15 protein-coding genes are annotated in these 22,307 nt (G+C 48.9%); 10 read left to right on the forward strand and 5 right to left on the reverse strand.

The window, feature by feature from the left end:
- Window positions 1-2,784, reverse strand: coding sequence for a trypsin-like serine protease (locus ACTTKA_RS01120; RefSeq protein ID WP_442723648.1), 2,784 nt, complete (start codon window positions 2,782-2,784; stop codon window positions 1-3).
- Window positions 2,785-3,087: 303 nt separating this feature from the next.
- Here ACTTKA_RS01120 and rpmH point away from each other — a divergent pair, with 303 nt between their 5' ends.
- The 8 genes from rpmH (at window position 3,088) to porU (ending at window position 12,032) form a co-directional block, all read left to right on the forward strand.
- On the forward strand, window positions 3,088-3,243 hold the full coding sequence (gene rpmH / locus ACTTKA_RS01125; protein ID WP_014226357.1) for a 50S ribosomal protein L34: 156 nt from the start codon (window positions 3,088-3,090) through the stop codon (window positions 3,241-3,243).
- A 111-nt stretch (window positions 3,244-3,354) separates the two neighbouring features.
- Entirely contained in the window at window positions 3,355-4,023 is a 669-nt protein-coding gene (locus tag ACTTKA_RS01130) for a PASTA domain-containing protein (protein WP_442723649.1), read from the forward strand.
- 1 nt (window position 4,024) lies between these two features.
- The gene (locus ACTTKA_RS01135; RefSeq protein ID WP_442723650.1) at window positions 4,025-5,095 is read left to right on the forward strand and encodes an RluA family pseudouridine synthase; all 1,071 of its coding nucleotides are present in this window, start codon (window positions 4,025-4,027) and stop codon (window positions 5,093-5,095) included.
- Window positions 5,096-5,112: 17 nt separating this feature from the next.
- Window positions 5,113-6,123 (forward strand): D-alanine--D-alanine ligase, encoded by a 1,011-nt coding sequence (locus ACTTKA_RS01140; protein ID WP_442723651.1) that lies wholly within the window; start codon window positions 5,113-5,115, stop codon window positions 6,121-6,123.
- A 41-nt stretch (window positions 6,124-6,164) separates the two neighbouring features.
- On the forward strand, window positions 6,165-7,331 hold the full coding sequence (locus ACTTKA_RS01145) for a 1-acyl-sn-glycerol-3-phosphate acyltransferase (RefSeq protein ID WP_442723652.1): 1,167 nt from the start codon (window positions 6,165-6,167) through the stop codon (window positions 7,329-7,331).
- Complete coding sequence (locus tag ACTTKA_RS01150; RefSeq protein WP_442723653.1) at window positions 7,328-7,978, forward strand: redox-sensing transcriptional repressor Rex; 651 nt, start codon at window positions 7,328-7,330, stop codon at window positions 7,976-7,978. Before ACTTKA_RS01145 ends, ACTTKA_RS01150 begins: the two co-directional genes overlap by 4 nt.
- Window positions 7,979-7,982: 4 nt before the next feature.
- Window positions 7,983-8,594, forward strand: coding sequence for a fumarylacetoacetate hydrolase family protein (locus tag ACTTKA_RS01155; RefSeq protein WP_442723654.1), 612 nt, complete (start codon window positions 7,983-7,985; stop codon window positions 8,592-8,594).
- Window positions 8,595-8,615: 21 nt separating this feature from the next.
- The gene (gene porU / locus ACTTKA_RS01160; protein WP_442723655.1) at window positions 8,616-12,032 is read left to right on the forward strand and encodes a type IX secretion system sortase PorU; all 3,417 of its coding nucleotides are present in this window, start codon (window positions 8,616-8,618) and stop codon (window positions 12,030-12,032) included.
- A gap of 313 nt (window positions 12,033-12,345) precedes the next feature.
- Here the strand turns inward: porU and ACTTKA_RS01165 are convergent, their stop codons facing one another.
- The 4 genes from ACTTKA_RS01165 to ACTTKA_RS01180 form a co-directional block, all read right to left on the reverse strand.
- Entirely contained in the window at window positions 12,346-13,695 is a 1,350-nt protein-coding gene (locus tag ACTTKA_RS01165; protein WP_442723656.1) for a RagB/SusD family nutrient uptake outer membrane protein, read from the reverse strand.
- Window positions 13,696-13,708: 13 nt separating this feature from the next.
- On the reverse strand, window positions 13,709-17,050 hold the full coding sequence (locus ACTTKA_RS01170; protein ID WP_442723657.1) for a SusC/RagA family TonB-linked outer membrane protein: 3,342 nt from the start codon (window positions 17,048-17,050) through the stop codon (window positions 13,709-13,711).
- A 36-nt stretch (window positions 17,051-17,086) separates the two neighbouring features.
- Window positions 17,087-19,648, reverse strand: coding sequence for a zinc-dependent metalloprotease (locus tag ACTTKA_RS01175; RefSeq protein WP_442723676.1), 2,562 nt, complete (start codon window positions 19,646-19,648; stop codon window positions 17,087-17,089).
- A 395-nt stretch (window positions 19,649-20,043) separates the two neighbouring features.
- Window positions 20,044-20,649, reverse strand: a complete 606-nt coding sequence (locus ACTTKA_RS01180; RefSeq protein WP_442723658.1) for an anthranilate synthase component II — start codon at window positions 20,647-20,649, stop codon at window positions 20,044-20,046.
- A 58-nt stretch (window positions 20,650-20,707) separates the two neighbouring features.
- Between ACTTKA_RS01180 and ACTTKA_RS01185 the strand changes: the two genes are divergently transcribed.
- Complete coding sequence (locus ACTTKA_RS01185; protein ID WP_442723659.1) at window positions 20,708-21,676, forward strand: aminodeoxychorismate synthase component I; 969 nt, start codon at window positions 20,708-20,710, stop codon at window positions 21,674-21,676.
- Window positions 21,677-21,703: 27 nt separating this feature from the next.
- The gene (locus ACTTKA_RS01190) at window positions 21,704-22,303 is read left to right on the forward strand and encodes an aminotransferase class IV (RefSeq protein WP_442713640.1); all 600 of its coding nucleotides are present in this window, start codon (window positions 21,704-21,706) and stop codon (window positions 22,301-22,303) included.
- Window positions 22,304-22,307: the final 4 nt, after the last annotated feature.

Here is a 22,307-nt window from a genome sequence, read left to right on the forward strand (position 1 = left end):
TTACTTTCTGACGCCGCGGGCAACGTCGGTCTGTCCGTCAATCGTATAAATGCGTATCAGGTACATCCCCGAAGGTAGCGAGTGAGTATCGATTACCCCGCCGGGACGATCTGCCTGTAAACGCAGCCGGCCGTCAACGGTATAAAACTCGATACGCTTGACCCTTTCGGCGCCTTTCAAGTGCAACTGTTCGGTAAATACCGTAGGATAAATCGTCACATCTTCTGCGCCCGGCACATTGCTCATCGGTATAAATTCCACCGCCTCACTCCATACGCTCTCCGCATTTCCGTACAATGCCGAAACCTGATAATACACCGGTTTGAGATGAGTCATCGGATCGATATAACGGGTAGGTGCAGCCGATACTGTGGCGATCTTCACCTTATCACGGTAGATATGGTATCCGGTAACCTGAGGAAAAGCATACGGTTGCAGGCTACGCATCAACACCGTATCAAGCTTGATATCTGCAATTTGCGCTTTGCGAACGCGAACCGTCTCCGTAGAAGAAGTCGAAAACAGCTGCGGCATTGATACTTCGGATGAGTATGTGGTGGGCAACTCGCCACTCTTGGAACTGACAACGGCAGCAATGAAAAAGTTGAAATTAAATTTATGCGCATCAAGGCCGCTATGGAGCGTTTTCCACGTCTTACCGTCGTAAGAGTAGAGATCTCCTTTCCCGTCGATGGCCGGGCCTTGGTCGCATACGGCAGGATAATTCGTACTGCTGGCTGACAGCTCCGATACGTAAATTGCCACAGTCAGCGGTTGTGTCCCGTTGATAACGAAAGGAGTCGTCAGCTTGATGGTGTTCGTCCTGCGGTACGTTACATCCACAATTTTCTGTCGATAACTGCGGTTTCCCTGTACGATATAAATTTCGTATGTGTTATTCTGAATCGGAATAAACTTCACCGCCGTAATCGTTTTCAGGTGTAGAGGCATGATTTCGTCCGTCGTCCATGCCTGTCCGAAATAGAAAGGCCTCGTTTCACCTTCATTATTCATATTGACCTCATATTTTGAGTTTTCCCCACCCCAATACATCGTTTGTTCGTAGACGGGCATATCCCACACGACAGCCGCTTTTCCGGCCGACGTTCGTGTTACTTTCACATGCTCCGGCGCCTTATATTCGCTCAAAGCAAGGGAAGAAGTGATGGCTGAAGACTCATTGCCGTTGGCATACACTGCAGTCACGGCATACATCACCGTTCCGGCCGGCGGCGATCGATCAATATATGAGCGGGCATTCGTTTCCTCTATCTTCGTATTGTTCCGATAGACGCGGTACCCTTGAGGAATACCCGACGAGGGCGCGTCCCATGCCAGTGCCACTGTTCCGGTCTGATACGTCGAACGAAGATTCGAAGGCGGCATCAGCAACGTGTGATAACGTCCTTCTAATACTTCGACACCGCTTTTTTTCGGGTCTAAAAACTGATCCATGTGAGAATGTGGCTGATCCGTATATTTATTCCAGTGGTAACTCATCTTACCGTACAGGTTCAAACCTTCCGGTTTGGCACACGTTGAACTTCCACCCGTCAGCGTCCCGACAATCAGTTTGTCCGTGTTAAACAAAGGCGAACCTGATGATCCGTCTTCCGTCACGCCATGCCCGTTGCGCGTCTTCATAAAAGTCACGTTCCAATGCGCATGCCTATCACCTTTGAGATCATTGTCCGAAACGAACGTGTTGTGTGTGCCCGGCTTGCTATACGTCGAAATCTTTTTATAATCTCCTCTCGGGTGATGGATACAGACGCCGGACCGGGGAGGCTGATTGCTCCGATCCCATCCGTTATAGTAAACGTTATAATTTTCCGGAACAGGAGTATTAAGGAGTAACAACAAGCCGTCGGACTGTCCGTTCGTAAGCGTATAGGCCATGCGTTTGCAGCCTGTCAGCGTCTTAGATCCGACGGCAGGCGAACTTGTACTGCAACCGCTCTGCTCCAAGTGGAAATAAAAAACCCACTGCTTCAGGTCTTCATCAGAGGCCACCGTATTTTTTTCGGTGGAGCAGTGCATGGCCGTCAAGACATACGGTTTCAGGTCTTGCGCCGTATTATTGACCAATGAGCCGGTACAGATATAGCTTTTCGTGCCGATGCGTTGTACCGTATGGCAGACCCCTTTCTTTTGGTTTTGCCATGCGTCCCCCTCTTCGCAATTAATATTGACCTCACACGGACCGGAAGATTTCGCTCCACGCCGTAACTGCACGCCTCCCTGCTCCGGTACGGACAAATGATTATACCCGTAACCGACGGCTTCGATCTCGATACGGGGCATCTGCCCCTCAGGACTCTTAACGTACTCCAGCGTCACAACATCACCCGCCACAAACTCGGTCGCAAAGCGCCCTCCGGACGGATGCGTCGCATGTGTATAAGCACCGAGGATTTGAGTCTTTTCCGCGTTATAGAGAAAGAGTTTTCCGCCCTCAGGGATGTAAAAATCGGAATAATAAAGCATCAGCGCAATCGCACCGTCGGCCCTCAATTCCAGTTGCCAGATCTCCTGACCATCGGGCAAGATGCTCCACTTCCCTGAATTTTCGGGGTTCAGGGTAACCTCAATCAGTGTCGAAACACATAGAGGCGCCAATCCTTCGCTTTCCTGCCAGCGATCGACCTGCTTCATATCCTCTACACTGAATGTGACGGGAATATCCGTCACAGCCTCCTTACTGCGCAATGTCGTCTGATAGCGAAAACTCGGCGGAGTTCCCCCCTCACTTATCTGTGCGCTTGCAGTGGTTGCGATACCCATTCCTATCGCTGTTATGATTTGACAAAGTCTCTTGGGACTTCTTCCCATGATGCTTCTTATCATCTATTTTCAATTGAAATGTAAACGGTTATATTTTTTTTAAGCGTACAAAGGTAGATGATTTTCCGGAATGTTCAAATTAATTTTTGCAAGACATCTCGCCATACCTTGGCCATCGAACAAAGAAAAAGAACAAAACGGAGATAGAGAAAAAAAGCGTTGGACTATTTGCTTCGATAAAAAAAATCGTTTATCTTTGCAGCCCGATTCACGACAATAATAACATAAAAATAAGATAGTAAGATGAAAAGAACATTTCAACCTTCGAACCGTAAGAGAAAGAATAAACACGGATTTCGTCTGAGAATGTCGACGGCTAACGGACGCCGTGTGTTGGCTTCGCGTCGGGCTAAAGGACGGAAAAGACTGACCGTTTCGGACGAATATCCGAAGTTTTGATAAACGATTCGTTTAAACGCATTGACCAGAGAAGGTAAAAGTTTCCGGAACGAAACTTTTACTTTCTTTTTTTGTGCATATGCTCGTTTTTGCCTACTTTTGCCTGCCAAGATGCAAATAGATTTCAAGAACATACGCGAACAGTTCATGCGCATGCCGATTGTTTTGCATGTGCTTTTAATCGGGGGAGTACTTTGCCTTCTATCAGCTATTACGTTGCAGGCGTTGAGAGGTTATACGCTTCATAACCAAGCTATCGTTGTACCGGATGTGAAAGGATTGCAACTTGAAGAAGCATCCACATTCTTCGAGAACAACGATTTGCGCTATACGGTGATTGACTCTGTCTATACGAAAGACGTTTCCCCCGGTGCCATTTACGAGATGGTACCCGGTGCCGGATCGAAAGTGAAAGAAGGACGCATCATCTTCGTGACGTTGAATGCCCGGACGGTCCAAACGGCACCTGTACCCGATGTGGCAGATCTCTCTTTCCGTCAAGCTTATGCCTTGCTACAATCGAAAGGATTCACTTCTGTTGATATTTTATACGTGCCGGGACGTTACCGCGATTTGGCACTTGGTGTCGAACTGCGAGGCAATTCTTTGAAGCCCGGCGAACGAGTACCCGTAGCTGCTCAGCTTGTACTGAAGGTCAGTGATGGAGGCTCAGCTCCCAACGCAGCATCGGGTGATTCAATCAATACGTCTCCAGATCCTTCGCGTCCTCATACGGAAGAAACAACAGCCACATCGTCGGAAAACGAAAAATGGTTTTAAAATGGACGATTGGGGAATACCGGATGACGAACAGACAGATGCATTTTTTGAACCCGAAGACGAGTTCGAAGGATCACAGGCATACGAACATTTTCGTTTTGTAGCCGATAAAAATCAGACGCTGATCCGCATCGACAAATTTCTGACCGACCGTCTGCCACATACGAGCCGCAACCGCATCCAACAAGCCGCCGAGGCCGGGTGTATCCTCATCGACGGACAGCCCGTCAAAAGCAACTACCGTGTCAAGCCTTCGGACGTCATCTCTATCGTCATGTCGTATCCGCGCCATGAAACGGAAATCGTGCCGGAAAATATTCCGCTTGATATCATCTACGAAGACGAAGACCTACTCATCGTAAATAAACCCGCCGGGCTGGTGGTACATCCCGGACACGGGAACTATACGGGCACCCTTGTAAATGCGCTGGCTTTTCATCTCAAAGACCATCCGCACTACAACCCGTCCGATCCGCGGCTGGGACTTGTACATCGCATTGATAAAGATACTTCCGGACTGTTGGTCATCGCTAAAAAGCCGGAAGCCAAGACGGACCTCGGACGGCAGTTTTTCAACAAGACCACCCAACGTAAATACGTCGCTCTCACATGGGGTATCCTGAAAGACGACGAAGGACGCATCGAAGGAAATATCGGTCGTGATGTGCGCGACCGGCTGAAGATGTGCGTCTTCCCCGATGGCGAGCAGGGTAAGCCGGCCGTCACGCACTATCGCGTACTCGAACGGCTGGGCTACGTCAGCTTGGTGGAATGCCAACTCGAAACGGGACGTACCCACCAGATTCGCGTGCACATGAAATATCTCGGCTATCCGGTCTTCAACGACGCGCGTTATGGCGGAGATCAGATATTGAAAGGACAACATTTCTCACGATACAAACAGTTCATTCAGAACTGTTTCTCCGTTTGCCCGCGTCAGGCGCTGCATGCCCAAACGCTCGGATTCATACACCCTTCGACCGGGAAAGAGATGTTTTTCGAGGCCGAACTTCCGGACGATATGCGACAATTGACGGAGAAATGGAGAATTTACAGCTCAACTTACGGATAAAGAAAGAATTGTAGAACATGAAGAAGATTATTGCCATCGTAGCCGGAGGCTATTCCCGTGAATACGACGTTTCGCTCAGAAGCGCCCAGGGGCTGGATCAATTCATCGATCAAACAAAGTACGACGTATATCACGTACTCTTAACACGCAACGAATGGAGCGTCAGACTCCCTGACGGATCTATGCAGCCGATCGACCGCAACAATTTCAGTTTTAGCCACAAAGGAAAAACCGTAACCTTCGACTTTGCCTATATTACGGTACATGGTACGCCCGGCGAAGACGGACGGCTGCAAGGCTATTTCGACATGCTGCAAATCCCTTATTCTTCGTGCGGAGCACTAGCCAGCGCACTGACATTCAATAAATATACGTGTACACAGTTTCTGAAAGGACAAGGTGTGAGGGTCCCCGACGCTCTTCGGATTCGCCGCGGACAAACCTTACCGACGGAAACCATAGTAGAGCAGCTCGGACTGCCGGTCTTTGTAAAACCCAATGATGGCGGAAGCAGCCTCGGCACAACGAAAGTCAAAGAACCCGGACGCATGCAGGATGCTATTCGAGAGGCTTTTGGCGAAGGAGACGAAGTCATTATCGAGCGATTCGTGCCGGGCATCGAAGTGACTTGCGGATGCTATAAAACCGTCGACAAAGAAGTTGTTTTCCCTCTGACCGAAGTCGTTACAGACAACGAATTTTTCGATTACGGAGCCAAATACAATGGTGAAGTGCAGGAAATCACGCCCGCACGTATCCCTGACGAGATCGCCGATTCGATCCGCAAGGAAACCCTACGAATCTACGACCTCGTCGGAGCAAAAGGTATCATCCGTGCCGATTTTATCATCCCCTCGGACGGAAAACCCGTCATGCTCGAAATCAATACGACCCCCGGAATGACGTCTACCAGCTTTATTCCCCAGCAAGTACGCGCTGCCGGATTAAACATTTCCGACGTGATGACCGAAATCATTGAGAACGAATTAAAGCCAATAACAAAAAGAGGATTTGAACAATCGTCGTAGCATTTTAGTTGTAAATTTATTAGGTGAATCTCGGAAAAAACATGGACAAAAAAGAACACTTGTATAATTTTGACGACATACGCCCGCTGAATGACAACGAAGTGGAGCAAGCGATCGAAACGCTGGTATCGTCCGAAGGATTGCAGCGTGCATTACGTTTCATCAAACCGGAGTTGGACTGGGAGACATTCGTGGCCACCATGCGATCATGCAAAACGAAAGCGCAATTCAAATCTACGATTGGCTACAATGCCGTGATGGATGTAGCCCGATTCAGCACTTTTTCATTGACTATCTCGGGACGCAGCCGGCTGGCTCAAAAAACTCCGTGTACCTTTATTTCCAATCACCGCGATATCGTACTCGACGCTGCCTTTCTCAACGGGTTGCTCTACGAAATCGGATACGACATGACACAAATCGCCATCGGTGATAACTTGCTTATTCATCCGTGGATCGACACAGTCGTACGTCTGAACAACAGTTTTATCGTCAAACGGAATGTACCGGTGCGTCAGGTACTCGAAAACAGCCGGAAATTATCCGCCTATATCCGCCATACCCTCGAAGTCACAAAAGAATCCATCTGGATCGCACAACGCGAAGGACGGGCGAAAGACTCGGACGACCGCACCCAAAGCAGCGTCCTGAAGATGCTCTGCATGGCCGGTGAAAGCGATGATCTGCTGACGAATCTCATGGCGCTAAACATCGTACCCATCGCCATTTCGTACGAGTATGACCCATGTGATTACCTTAAGGCACAAGAATTTCAGTTAAAGCGGGATCATCCGGATTATGTAAAAAGCAAACGCGATGACTTGCTGAACATGGAAACCGGCATTCTGGGAGACAAAGGACGCGTTCATTTCACCATCGGTACACCGTTGAACGGGACACTGAAGAGTTTCGACCGTGAAATGGGGCGTAACGAACTGATTGCAAAGGCCGCACAAGCCATCGACCGCGATATCTATGCCCATTACCGCTTTTACCCCTGCAACCACGTGGCTTACGATATGCTGTACCGGACGATGCGTTTTCGCGATCATTACGACCGGCGTGATAAAATGCGTTTCGAAGCATATTTGCAACAGCAATTGAATAAAATCGATATTCCGGACAAGGACGAAACGTTTCTGCGTACCAAGATGCTGGAAATGTACTCCAACCCGCTTAAAAACCATTGGGAGTACAAACAGGGATGACAGGAGACGAACAAAAACATGCCGGAAGAGTGCCGGAACCGACGTTACGCAGACTACCGTGGTATCTTGCGTTCCTTAAACTGCTGAGAGGGTGTGGTGAGGTATCTGTCTCATCGACCCAGATCGGCAAGGAAATAGGCGTCGACCCCAGCCAGGTAGCGAAAGACCTCTCGTTTGTGAACATTTCGGGGAAAACGCGCGTCGGTTACGAAATCGATGCGCTAATCGATATTCTCGAAAACTTCCTCGGCTTTACACGTCAACATAAGGCCTTCCTCTTCGGAGTCGGACGGCTGGGTGCTGCCCTGATGCGCGACTCGGGACTCAATCAATACGGGATGGATATCGTGGCGGGCTTCGACGTACGTCCTAATATTGTCGGTACGTCTATCGACGGGATCCCCGTGTTCCACATCGATGATTTTGAGGCCAAACAGAAAGAATACGACGCGACGATCGCCATCATCACAGTACCCGTCGAAACGGCACAGCAGGTTACCGACCGAATCTTGACCGGAGGCATCCGCGCTTTGTGGAATTTTACGCCGTTCCGAATCCGGGTGCCGGAAAACGTCGTCGTACAGAACACCTCTATTTACGCTCATTTGGCGGTGATGTTCAACCGCCTGAACTCACTTAATCCTTGAACAGATGAAAGTTTTTGCCGTCGGGATGAATTATGCCGCCCACAATAAAGAACTGCATCATTCGTTAGATTTATCGGAGCCTGTGATTTTTATGAAAGCCGACTCGGTGCTGAAAGACGGAAAACCGTTCTTCATCCCCGACTTTTCGGACGAAGTCCATTACGAGACGGAAATCGTCATAAAAATCTGCCGGCTGGGTAAAAACATCGACGAACGGTTTGCTCCGCGCTACTACGACGAAGTGACGGTAGGTATAGACTTTACCGCACGCGACCGGCAACGGGAATTACGCGACAAAGGGCTTCCGTGGGAACTTAGCAAAGCCTTCGACCAGTCGGCGGCAGTCGGTGAATTCGTCCCTCTCAACACACTGGGCGACATTCAGCAACTGGCTTTCCGACTCGACAAGAACGGACAGACGGTTCAGCAAGCCAACACGTGCAGCATGCTTTTTCCGGTCGACCGGATCGTAGCATATGTAAGCCGCTTTTTTACCCTGCGCATGGGCGATCTGATCTATACGGGCACCCCCGCCGGGGTTGGACCGGTACAGATCGGCGACCATCTGGAAGGCTTCCTCGGGAACCGGAAGGTGCTCGACTTTTATGTACGTTAAAATAAAGAGGAAGAAAAAAATATGAGGCGAACAATAGCTGTTTTATGCGCCGTTTTATTAGCTTGCAATCTTGTACGGGCAGATCGAAGTCTGTATGCAACAAGTTCCGTCCTGTCGAAAGGAAGATGGGTGAAAATCCGCGTTAACGACGACGGTATCTATAAACTGACTCATTCAGACCTGAAAGCCATGGGGTTTTCCGATCCGTCGAAAGTATCGGTACATGGCTACGGAGGCTGGATGCTCGACGAAGATTTTTCTAATCCATATATAGATGATGTTCCCGCAACAGCCATTTATCGCGGGGCAGATTATATCCTCTTCTACGGGCGCGGGCCGATAAAGTGGAGCTACGACAGCCGTCAATCCGTGTTCGTTCACGAAAATAACCCGTATGCGATGCACGGCTACTATTTCGTGACCGACGCAACAGAGACGAACGACATGGGCACGACCTCTTCTCAAGGAAATCCTTCACGCAAAGTAACGACTTTCGACGAACATCTGCTGCACGAAGTAGATCGGGAATTCTTGCAAAAAGACGGGCAGACCGGCTCCGGCCGAGAACTGTTCGGCGAGAGTTTCACCAGCATACTGTCTCAAAACTTCCCGTTCTCCATGCCGGGTATCACCGGCGACGACGGCAAAGTGACCCTCCGCTTCGTAGCCTATACAGGGGTTACAGGTGATGGAACGGTCACGCTCTCCATCGACGGGCAGCAACTGCTCAAAGGAATCATTCCTCATAACAATAGGATATATACAAAAGCACTTGATTTTATAGACATAGCCTTATGGAAAGGTTCCAAAAATGAAAACCCGAAAGTAGCCGTAACATACAATAAACCTTCCGCACCGAGCTTTCTGGACTATATCCGTCTGCAAGCCCGGCGGACGCTCCAACCCTACGGCGCTTATACGTTCTTTCGCGATGTGCAGTCGATGCAGGAAGCATCGCAATTCATTATTCGGAACGCCACGTCCGATATGGCCGTATTTGACGTGACGGACGGCGTAAAGGTCACACGGATGGAAGCCTCCCTCAACGGCTCCGAGTTATCGTTCTCCATTCCGGCAAGCCGTACGACATTGCGCGAGTTCGTACTCGTCGACCTCTCCAAATCATTCCCCAAGCCCGAAACGGTCGGTGAAGTGACAACACAAGACCTGCACGCCCTTCCGCAAACGGATATGGTCATTCTCGCCCCACCGGCCTTCGTTGCCGAGGCGGAACGACTGGCCGCAGCTCATCGCCGTAAGCGCGACAGCATCAGTGTAACCATCGTCACCCCGGAGCAGGTGTACAACGAATTTTCAAGCGGTACACCCGATGCCACGGCGATCCGTCGTTTTATGAAAATGTTTTACGATCGACGCACCTCGGAGGCCGACGCACCGAAGTATCTGCTGCTCTTCGGAGACGGAGCACACGATAACCGCCAACTCTCCACAGCGTGGAAGTCAATTGATATGACCAATTTCCTGCTTACGTTCCAGACACAATTTTCGTTGGGAGGAAATTATGGTAGCTCTCACCAAGAGACGTATGTTACCGACGACTATTTCGGTTTTTTGCGTGATAGCAGCGGAAGAGATATTGGTGGAAGTTATGTCGATTTGGGGATTGGGCGTTTTCCGGTACGCACCGTGAATCAGGCAAAAGCCGTCGTAGATAAAGTGATTCGTTATATCGAAACCCCGGCTTACGGCAGTTGGAAAAACCAGCTCTGCTTTATCGCTGACGATGGGAATCCGAATGATGGATATACAAAAGAGCACATGGATGATTCCAACGATTTAGCAAAGAAGATAGAAGAGAATCACCCGGAATATATCACGAACAAACTGTTTTTTGATGCTTTTAAAAAATCGAGTTTAGGCAGTAGCGGATCATACCCCGATGTGGAAAAGAACATTCAAAAATTGCAACGGCAGGGGGTAATGCTGATTAACTATACGGGGCACGGGAATGCCGAATCGTTAAGCGACGAGCACGTGATTACACAAAGCATGATCCGGCAATATACGTATCCGCATCTACCCTTGTGGATTACCGCTTCGTGCGATTTTACACCGTTCGATCATACCACAACATCGGCCGGTGAAGATGTCTTCCTGACCGAAAAAAGCGGTGGGATTGCACTAATCACCACTTCTCGCGTAGCATACGATAAGCCTAATTTTACAATTAATAAATTATTAATATCGAACTTGTTCAAAAAGAATAAGGGACGCCGGATGACATTAGGCGATATATTAAAAATAACAAAAAACGGATATCCGAGCTATTACAACCGCTGCTTTGTCTTAATTGGCGACCCGGCCCTTGCGCTCGCCTATCCGGAATACGGAATGCATGTAACCGAAATCAACGGAAAACCCATATCCGATACATCGGTCAACTTTAAAGCGTTAGACCGGGTAACCGTGACCGGAGAAGTGATAGGTGCGGACGGCTCCATCCTGACGAATTTCAATGGCCAAATGACGGCCGTAGTACTCGACAGCCAACAAGAAATTACGACTCTCGATAACAACAGAAAAGGAAACAAATTCAGTTATAAGGACTATCCGAATACGATCTATAAAGGGAATGCGATCGTTGAAAACGGTAAGTTCACGTTTTCGTTTATCGTGCCTGCCGATATCTCCTATACAAATGGTTCCGGAAAAATGAGTCTTTACGCCTATGACGAAACGAATGCCCTCGAAGCGAACGGTTCCTTCCTGAAGTACACGGTCGGCGGTACGGCCAATCAAACCGAAAGAGATACCGTCAAGCCGGAAATCCGCATGTTATACCTGAACGACAGCACTTGGACGGACGGACACGACACGAACGAAACGCCTCTGTTCGTAGCTAAGGTATGGGACAAAAGCGGGATCAACATCACCGGCAGCAGTATCGGGCACGATATCATGCTGACGATCGACAACAGTCCGTTGCTCAGCTATAACCTCAACAGCTACTATACGAATGTGGCCGGCAGCGAGGGCGAAGGGATTATCAAATTCCCGATCCCGGCGCTACCCGAAGGAAAGCATACGGCCGAATTTAAAGTCTGGGATATTTTCAACAACTCTACGACGAAGACCTTTACGTTCAATGTCGTCAAAGGACTGAAACCGCTCCTTTCCGGACTGACGGCCGGCCCCGTGCCCGCACGCGAAAAAGTAACGTTCTACCTCTATCATAATCGCCCCGAATCGAAGATTGACGCCACCATTTACGTGTACGATCTGAGCGGACGCCTGTACTGGAAACATCAGGAGATCGGCTCGTCCGACTTGTCCAAAGCCTACACCGTAACATGGGATTTGACGAGCAGCAACGGTACACGCCTGCGGCCGGGAATCTATCTCTATCGTGCCGTAATCCGTTCGGGTAACTCGACCGAAGCTACATTGGCAAAGAAAATGATTATTCTGGCAAAGTAAGGTAAAGAATTGTATCTATTAGGCGAAAGTGTTTTTTTCAGAAAAAAGTATTACCCCATAAAATTACGTTCTGAATAAGAATGACAAACTTTTTTAGGACAGTATCGTTAGAATAAATCACCTAACTACTGACCATATTGATATTTCTTATTTCTCTGTTATCCTTGAGGAAATAAACGCCTTTTCTCTATTCTTGAGCTCGTTATAATATTAGTGATCAAGCGTGAGAGATTTGGCTATGGAAAAGAGAAATATCAAGCGGGCAAGCGTGCCGTATACGAATATAGTATGTTCTCGCCGCCCGCTTGTTTAATTAATTCTTCAGTCCCGGATTGGCACTGATTGCCTCTTTAGGGATAATAAGCGTATAACGTGCATCGTCTTGTTCAAGAACATATTGCTTCCCACCACGTGTTTTTTGGATGCGGGGACGGGTAGTACGGCGCAGGTCAAACCATCGGTGCCCTTCTATGGCCAATTCGCGTTCGCGCTCGTTGAGTATTTCAGTAATCAGTTCATCCTGTGTCATGGCGTTCACAGCCTCTTGCTTTGTCCGATAAGCATCCGGGGTATACCGTTTCTTCATGAGGGCGAGCAGGCGTAAGCGTGCCTGCGACAGGTTACCGAGATGTGCTGCCGCTTCAGCCGCGTTAAGATAAAGTTCTCCCGTGCGAAACGAACAACGGTATTTGGTTGAACCGTCGGTCTTAAGTATGGGATACTGTCCGTTGGCATCAATCGCACCGAAGTATTTGTGCACACGCAAGTCTCCCAACGTATCATATTTGTTGATAAGGGTGCTCGTAGCACGTACGGCACGGATCGTAGAGGAGGAGTAGATCATCTCGCAGGGAGTGATCATCTCGACAGACCGATAATAGTTAGGTAACATGGCGTCGCTCCGGTTCAGGTCTTCAAGCTCCTGTTTCTTCTGCAGTACGCGCTCTGCCGCATCGTATGCTTTTTGCCATTCGCCCATGTAAAGGTGGATGCGCGAATCGAGAGCATCGACCGACAGCGTAGAGAAACGATACATGTGAGCCGAATCCCATGTTTGTTTTGTGATAAGCGTGCGGGCCTTTTCGATATCGGCCAAGACAGCTTCATACACTTGCGCCAGTGTACTGCGCCCCAAGACGGATTCCAAGTCGAGGTCGAGCTTGACAGGTACAGCCTTAGTCTGCGGTGCACCGTTTACAGTATACGGTTGCCCGTAGAGGTTTGCCAAAAGAAAATGCAAGTAACCGCGCATGAGGTATGCTTCGCCCGCAAGCTGAAGCATCTCCTCTCCGTTGCCCTCTTTCATACGGCTCTGTCCGTCAATAATCGCATTAGCATAGTAAACAGCTTCATAATACTTGGCCCAGCCAAACGGTTGCGTAGCCGCTCCGTAGTTGACGTCTACCCATTTCTCGATGTCGCCGTAGTTGTTTTGATCCAGCTCATCGCTGCGTACAACAAGTCCGTCCGTACGCATATCTGTAAGGCCGCGGTCGATAAACTGAAACTGATAAGCCGTCGTCATCAGTGCGCGGTATTCAGCCGGCGTTTCGGGGATAACTTTTCCTACGGGACGTATATCGAGGAAACGATCGCATGCGGAAAACATCAGTACACCTGCCGCCAGAAACACAGCAGTAAATTTTTTTATTGAATTTTTCATATATGACATAGCGTTAAAAGTCGATATTAAAGTTGAATGTAATCGCTTTGGGTATCGGGGTAGCATAAAGATTACCCATAGACTCGGGATCCATGTAGTTCTTATAGCTTGATCCGAAAACGAGCAGGTTACGCCCTTCGAGGGCCAGCGTAGCCCCGCTCATGTGCAGCGGGCGCAGGAACACAGCCGGCACGCGATACGCCAGACGTATATTCTGCAGGCGTATGTAATTCTGCTTCTTCACCCAAAGACTCAAATTGCGGTAAATATCTCCGCGATTATCGATCAGGCTATAATCGGCAGGGAAAGTCTTGCGTGTGAGCAGAGCCGGCAACGTACCGGTCGGGTTGGCCGGAGACCATCGCTCCAGAATATCACGGTTCACATTATGCCCCGGATCCTGTCCTACGATTTTGTATGAGGGCGAAGTGCGTACGTATCCCCCCAGATGATAAGCGAAATTGACGCTCAACTCCCAGTTATGATAAGTGAACGTGTTCATGAGGCCGCCCGTATAAGGAGCATCAGACGAACCGATATATTTATAAAATGTACGTTCCTGCACCGGTGTGGTTTTAAACTCATAGAAACCGATACCCGCCGGATCTGAGGCGCCGTAGAGCTCTTCCAACGTTACGGCCTTTCCTTCGGGATTAGCAATGTAGATACGTCCGGTCTTCGGATCGATGCTTTTCACTTCGAGAGCGAAGATAGCACCGACCGGATATCCTTCCAAGCTGGGTGTCGTTTGATTGTCGGGCACCATCTGTCTTAACACTTTGTTCTTGTTATAGGCGAAGTTGAACGACGTATACCATGAGAAAGTTTTCGTCATAAGGTTCCGTGTCTGCAAATTGACTTCTATTCCCCTGTTCTCCATGCTGGCCCAGTTGATACTCATACTGGTAAAACCATTCTCGAGCGGGAGCATACGTGTGCCGATAAGATCGGTGCCTTTACGGTAATAATAATCAATGCTCAGATTGATCCGCTGTTCCAGTACGGAAAAGTCGACCCCCATGTTATAGGAAGCGGTTTTCTCCCATCTCAGCTTGCTGTTGGGCGCATCGGAGATGGAAATGTTCTCTTCTGTCACCCCCGGCAAGATGGAGATATTTTCGTACCGTCCTATCAGAAACGGAGAGGTGTTTTTATCGATATTCCCCTGCAAGCCGTAAGAGAGACGAAGAGCCAAATTATCTATCTGGTCGTAAGGCCGTAAGAACGCCTCATTAGAAAGCCGCCACAATCCGCTCACAGAGTAGATTGGGAGATAACGGTATTTCTTATCTACGCCGAACAAGTCAGAACCATCCATACGTACACTTGCACCGAGTATGTAACGTTTCATAAGCGAATACGACCCGTTGGCAAAGAAAGAGGCGAACGCGTTTTCCTGATAGTTTTTGGTATAAAGCGGATAAGCGCGCGCCTGCGCTTCGTCGCGAAAAATAAGCGGTTTTGTCGTCAGCGTTCTGGGATTGTAACCGTAACCGCTGACCGAGTGATTGTCGTATCGGTTTTTACGTATTTCGGAACCGATCATGGCCTGCACATCATGAATATCAGCAAAGGTATTTTTATATTCTCCCAGCGTCTTCCACATTATTTGAGACATGGTACGGTCTGTTGTTTTGTGCATACCTCCTTCGGGGAGCAAGTATTTGTTCGTCTTGCTGGCGTTATCCCAGTAATGACTGTTGATACGTGCGTTGCGCATGCTAAATGTCTCTTTCCCCACATAGCGTTGCTGTTCATATTGTTCCCACTGCACCCCCACCTGCGACGAAAGTTTCCAATGATCACCGAAGCGCAGTTCGGCATCAAAGATCGAGTTGATGGCCGTCGTCGTAGCCTCGTCACTGCTGTTGGCGCGTTCTTCAAAGATATTGAACCCCTGCTTCAGGTCGCGTGTATTTCCGGTTGCTATATCGTAGTCATATAAGTAACCTCCGTCAGCGCCAAAAGGTGCAAAATAGGGATTGGCTATGCGCGAATAGTAATTGGGGTTGGAGAACCCGTACGTATCCGTTACGAACGTATTATTTTTCCTGCGGTTCACGAAAAGCGAGAAGCCCAATTTCAAGACCTTGCTCAGCCGGTAATCGGTTTTACTCGTAAGGTTGAAGCGGTCCATGCTTACGGCAGGCACATTACCGTTCTCTTTCGTATAGCCGAGTGAGTTATAATAAGTAATCTTTTCTGCTCCCCCGGAAAGGCTCAGGTTATACTCTTGGGTAAAAGCGTCGCGATACAATATATCGTTCCAGTCGGTATGCATCGTTTTGAGATTATTGATTGCCTGCTGCGCCTCCGGTGTCAGACCGTTCCAACCGTTTTTCCTATATGCCTCAAGAAGGTTATAGCGGGTGAGGATAGCAGCCACCCCTCCCTTGGTAGCATATACCGGCACGGGTGAAAAGAATACTTCGTCATCAGGTTCTTTCATCAGTTCAAGCTCCAGATTCACTTTCTCCTCGGAACTGAGAAGATTGAGGCGGGATGTGTTAAGGTTAGGCATATACGTAAGCCGGGTATTGAAGTTGATCACAGGCTTTCCGTTGCGTCCGTGTTTGGTTGTAATCACGATCACGCCGTTGGCAGCACGTGCACCGTAGATCGCTGTAGCAGCAGCGTCCTTGAGGATAGTGATGCTTTCGATATCGTTCGGGCTTATGCCGGCAATTGCGGTTTGTCCCATATTTATAATGTCATTGTCATTGACGCCGCTTATTTTGGGAATATCTGTTCCTTCCAGCGGCATGCCGTCCATCACCCACAATGGGTCTTGCGTGCCGTTGAGCGAAGCCGTACCGCGTATCCGGATACGCGCCGGAGCGCCCGGGCTGCCGGTCGTATTCGTTACCGAAACACCCGCTATCTGTCCGGCAAGTGCCTGGTCGATACTTTTAGCTGCACCGATAACAGCCTCGGAAACATCTATTTTCGAGACTGCCGCCGTGAGTCGGCGACGTTCCACCGTCTGATAGCCGGTGACCACTACATCGGCAAGCATATGCGTACCGGGCTGTAACACGATATGGTAGTCGTTACGCCCGTCCTGCAAGAGCAAAGACTCCTCCTGATAGCCGATATAAGTAAAGACGAGACGACGTACCTCATCGGGCACGGATATCGAAAATCTTCCGTTCACATCTGTGATAGTGCCAAGCGTGTTCGACGAGATACCCGCTTTTTTCAGTTCGTCCGAAGGGACATGTATCGACACGCCGACAAGCGGCTGGTTATCGTCTCCCGCCAATACGATACCCGTAACAACGCGATTCGCCGCACCAACAGCAGTCGGCAAGATGAAGCACAAAAATGCATATACATATAAAAATGCTTTGTTCATAGAAATATAAATTACTTTCTGTTAATTACCTATCTGTCAAATCCCCAACGCCGTATTGATACGGAGAATCATATCTTCATAATGATAGCGCACCGCCGTATCGGCCATACTGAGGCGTTTTTGTAACAGTGTTTTTATGCGCAAAAGTTCTCCGCGCTTTATCGAGATAGCGTCTGAAATACGCGTAAGTTGTGAACCGTAGAAGTTGAGTACGCGCGGCGCTCCTATTCGGTTTATTTTGCGCAAGCAACGCTGCTCTTCGTCGCAATGCTGACATAACGACGGCCGACCGGCAAGTAGAAAATGATCTTCCGATATCTGTTTATTTATTTTCACAGCCTCCGGTTCGGCGGCAGCCGTTAGTAAGGCATCGAGAAAATTTTTCTGCAGCGAACGCTCCATCGCGTCGGGTGATGCGCCACGTTCGGTGGAAGCAAAAATATGCCGATGGAGGGCGTCCATAAGCTCTACCGTCGTATAGGCCTGTTTGCCGTTTACAACCTCATTTTCTATCATGCGCATCAGGCGGTTGTTGCCTAGCAAATCCCACAAGATATAAGCTTGTGCGTTTTTAAGCACCTGTGTGGGAGCATTTTCCTGTATGCCGAGTGGTGTAGTACGTAATAGATACGTATATTTACCCACTTCCGCGTCGAAGAGCCATCGTGGATAAGTAAGCGCCTCATCCAGCAGGAAACGTACGGAGGCAGACTGCTTCTCCTTTTCCACAAACGTAAAAGTCTTCGTCCCGTCACCCACAGTCGTATTTTCCATATAGATGCCGCCGATATTGGCAAGAACATGATATAGATAACTGTTCCACTGGTTGATGACCGCATAGTAGAGACGAGAAGCGTCAGCATACGTTTGTTCCTTTTCACCGGTCGTTGTCCATTCGATAATATGAGGAACGATACGCTTAAGGTTAGCGATACCCAGCAGCGAGGAACGCACGGGATCGTCGCCTAAGTCCTCATTTTGAGCACGTGGGTCTACAGCGTCCCGAATGTCCTGCGCTTCGCTATACTTGTACAGACGCCCCGTGTGCCGACTCAGGAAATCGGCTAAAAGTGCCCGCTCTTCTTCGGGTATTTCTTTGCCATACCAACGATAACCGTATTCAATGGCAAACTTATCGTACGGACCGATATGCGGAGAGAAGAGACAAACTCCGTCTCCCGGCTGTGCCACATAGTTAAAACGCGCATAATCCATAATCGATGAACTGGTAGAGTGCATGCGATCAGTGAATCCCGGCGAACGCAACGAGTCTGTAGGGAAAGCCCATGACCCCATCATGTTATGCCGTAATCCCAATGAGTGGCCTACTTCGTGGCAGGCGACGAAACGGATGGCATCACCCATCAGGGAATCCGGCAGAGGTAAGCGGCGGGCTTCAACGTTTACGGCACCGGTCTGCGTAGTGATCCACTCACTTACCATAGAAATGACATTATGCCACCACATAATGTCTGCTTCCAGTATCTCGCCCGAACGGGGATCAAGTAAGGATGGACCCATCGCATTTTTTTTCTCCGATGCAGCGTATGTTAGTACCGAGTAGTTAACATCGTCCATATCCACGATCATACTGTCGGTAATCTCTCTCGCCACAATAGCGTTTTTAAATCCAGCCTGTTCAAACGCTTCCTGCCACTCTTCTATTCCCTGTTTGATATAAGGGCGCCAACGGTGTGGGGTAGAGCGGTCAATGTAAAAGACGATAGGCCGTGCCGGTTCTACGAGCTCGCCGCGCAAATAGGCCTCACGATCGGCCGGTCTGGGCTCCATTCGCCAACGGGTGATGTAATGACTTTTCTCCATACGCTGTTGCGCATCGCCGAAACGCTGAAGCGATGTGGTAAAATACCCTACCTTCGAACTCCCGAAACGACCGGTCATCTTCTGTTCCGGCAGCAGCAACAGCGATGAACTGACTTCGACAGTGACGTGTACGGTCGTCGTACCTTCGACAACGCGTGTGGTAAGTTCGGACATCGCGATAATATTATCGGAGAACGACTTGATACTTTGTATGCGTGACAACTCCTTAACAGCTGATGTACCCAAATTTATATTAGTAAATACGTTATTGATACTCGTCTCAGTTCCGTTGTATATATCATTGACCTTGATGACGACTGCCGTCGAATCGCTATTTACCGCTTCTATGTCAAAGGCGGCGATAAGCGGCGAGATGAAATTATCCGCTACCGAACGGTGTATGGCATCTTCCTGCGGTGAATCGGGCAGTGGGCGTTGTTGCCGGAAGAGCAACTTGCCCGCACGCTTATCCCACTCCATGCGCACCATCTGATTCTCGTAGTTCACGCCGCGGTTCACACCGGCATCGTTCAATTCAGAGGGAACACGTTGCAGTTTGTTCACGACAAGCATATCACGACCGAGCAATCTAACAGGTATTTCAAAGTAATAATCGTTCTTCTTCTGATAAACGATAAACATCCCCTCGCTCCGACAAGCGTCTGCCACCAGTTTCTCATAGTCACTTTTCGTCTCCGTTACAGCCGTTTTCTTCTTCTTTCTGAAGAAATCAAATAAACCTGCACGAGGAGCAACTGTGGCAGCCGACATCATCGACGGCCCTGCGCCTAAATACACACCTGTCATAATAACAAGCATGATACATATAATTCTTTTCATCTGACCATCGTCATTTTTTATGTTTTGACTATTTTATTTATATCCGGTTGAACGACTGCCTGACGCACAAGAACCGCAATCAACAAGACTAAAAAAGTGTGCAAAGATAGAAGTGTTTTCGATTAGATGCAAAAAAAGATATCGCAATGCAAAAAAAGAATGAGGGTGTGTCAAAATGCAATGTTTGGACACACTCTCTTTAGGTGTGTAAGCATGGGTGAGATGCAAGGCACTAAGGATGAGAGCTAGGAAGCATACCAAGGTATGTAACCAAGCTCGCATTCCGCAAGCAACGAAGCAGTTCGCCCGTTATGACACACCGCCATAACTTAAACTAATTTATGACTGATACTTGCAATCCAGTTGTTGATCATATTTTTCCCCGCCGTCGTCATGATCGATTCGGGATGAAACTGAAGGCCTCGAACAGGATAACAGCGGTGACGGATAGCCATGATCAAACCCTTGTCATCTACGGCTGTCGTCAACAATTCTTCGGGGCAACTTTCCCGCTCAATGACCCAGGAATGGTAGTGTCCGATCGGACTTCCATCCTCGACACCTCGGAACAGCACCTCCTCAGGGTCGGTAATAAAGAGAGGCGACCTATGCCCGTGAAGCGGTTGAGCAAGCCTTGTCAGCCGCGCACCGAACACTTCGGCAATGGCCTGATGGCCGAGACAAATACCGAGTATCGGTGTATGCCTGTATGTTTCCTCAATCAGCCGACAGAGTTTGCCGGCCTCTCCGGGAAGTCCCGGGCCGGGCGAAAGCAGGATACCCATATAACCGGTGATACACTCCGGAATAATGCAATCGTTCCGGACAATATCGTACGTGCAATGCCCGTTTTCTTCGACCATTTGCACAAGATTATACACAAACGAATCGTGATTGTCGACAATCAACAGATGTTTCGGTTCTATCGCTTCCACTGCGCAAAAGTAAAACTAAAACGTTCACAAGTCCAAGTTTTTTCGATATTTTTGCAACATGAAAAAAGCGGAAGAAATCATTCGGATGATGAATCAGGCAGGGGCTGAAGGAAGCCCATTTGTTTTCGGGCTGGACTTTGAGCTATGCCGGGGATTCTTTATCCCCAACCCGCTCAAACAGCAGGAAGTACTCTTTGATTTTCGCGGCTTCTCCAACTGCCGCCCGAGAGCAACAACCTCCTCCATGTATCGATTTGATAAATACCCCGAAACGCAAGCTGAATACGCTCGCCGCTTCTCCATCATACGTGAAGGTTTACTTCGGGGCGATTCCTTTCTGACCAATCTGACAATCCAAACGCCCATCGAGACCGATCTATCTCCCGAGGAAATTTTTCATCGCTCCGATGCGTTATATAAGGTATATGTTCCCGGCACTTTTGTCTGCTTTTCTCCCGAGCGGTTTGTGAAAATAAAAGAAAGCGTCATCTCATCCAACCCCATGAAAGGTACGATCGACGCACATATCCCCGATGCGGAGACAAAAATATTAAGTGATTACAAAGAACTTTCCGAACATTATACCATTGTCGATCTGATACGGAACGATCTCTCGATGGTAGCCACTCAAGTGCGGGTAGAACGATTCCGTTATATCGACCGTATCGAAACATCGAATGGTCCTATCCTCGAGGTCAGCTCCGAGATAAAAGGAAACCTGCCGAGCGATTGGAAAAATCGTTTAGGAGAGATCATTCGAACGCTCTTGCCCGCCGGCTCCATCTCCGGTGCCCCAAAAGAAGCGACTCTCAAGCTGATCCGAAGGGCCGAAGCTGCTCCCCGTGGGTTTTACACCGGCATATCCGGCTATTTCGATGGCAAAAGTTTTGACTCTGCTGTGCTTATCCGTTTTATCGACCTGGAGAGTTCGCCGTATGTGTACCGCAGCGGAGGAGGAATAACAGTCAACAGCAGCCTGAAAGACGAGTACAATGAGGTGGTGAAAAAAGTATATCTACCGTTTTAAACAACGCAACCCCACAAAACGAATACGATGGAATTTATTGAAACAATCGCCATCCGAGACGGTCGTGTGATCAACCGGGACGGCCATCTGACACGAATGAGAGAAACGGCCGCACACTTCGGCTTCTCCCCACCCGACCTTCCTAACCTTACACGCATCATGCCGACTTCACTGAAATCCGGTCTGGTAAAGTGTAGACTGCTTTACGACCGTCTTATCCGCGACATTACTTTCGAGGTTTATACCCCCAGAAAGATCTCCTCCCTGATTGCCGTTAATGCCGACAAGCTCGATTACGCTTTCAAATATGCCGACAGAAGAACTCTGGAATATGAGGAGTGGAAGCGCAAAGGCTTCGATGAGGTCATCTTTTTAAAAGACGGTTTCCTCACCGACAGCTCCTTTTCCAATATCGTACTCAGAAGAGGAAATGAATACATCACCCCGGAGACTTACCTTCTGAACGGAACCCAAAGACAACGCCTGTTAAAGACCGGCTGTATCAAAGAAGTCCCGGTGCATATCACAGCCCTGAAGAAATACGACGAGCTAATCCTGATCAATGCCATGTTGAACCTCAAGAATGGCCTGCGTTTGCCTACCAGCGCCATTCATCCAATAGATTAAGTAA

The sequence above is a fragment of the Tannerella sp. genome, assembly GCF_052170195.1.
Lineage (GTDB): Bacteria > Bacteroidota > Bacteroidia > Bacteroidales > Tannerellaceae > Tannerella.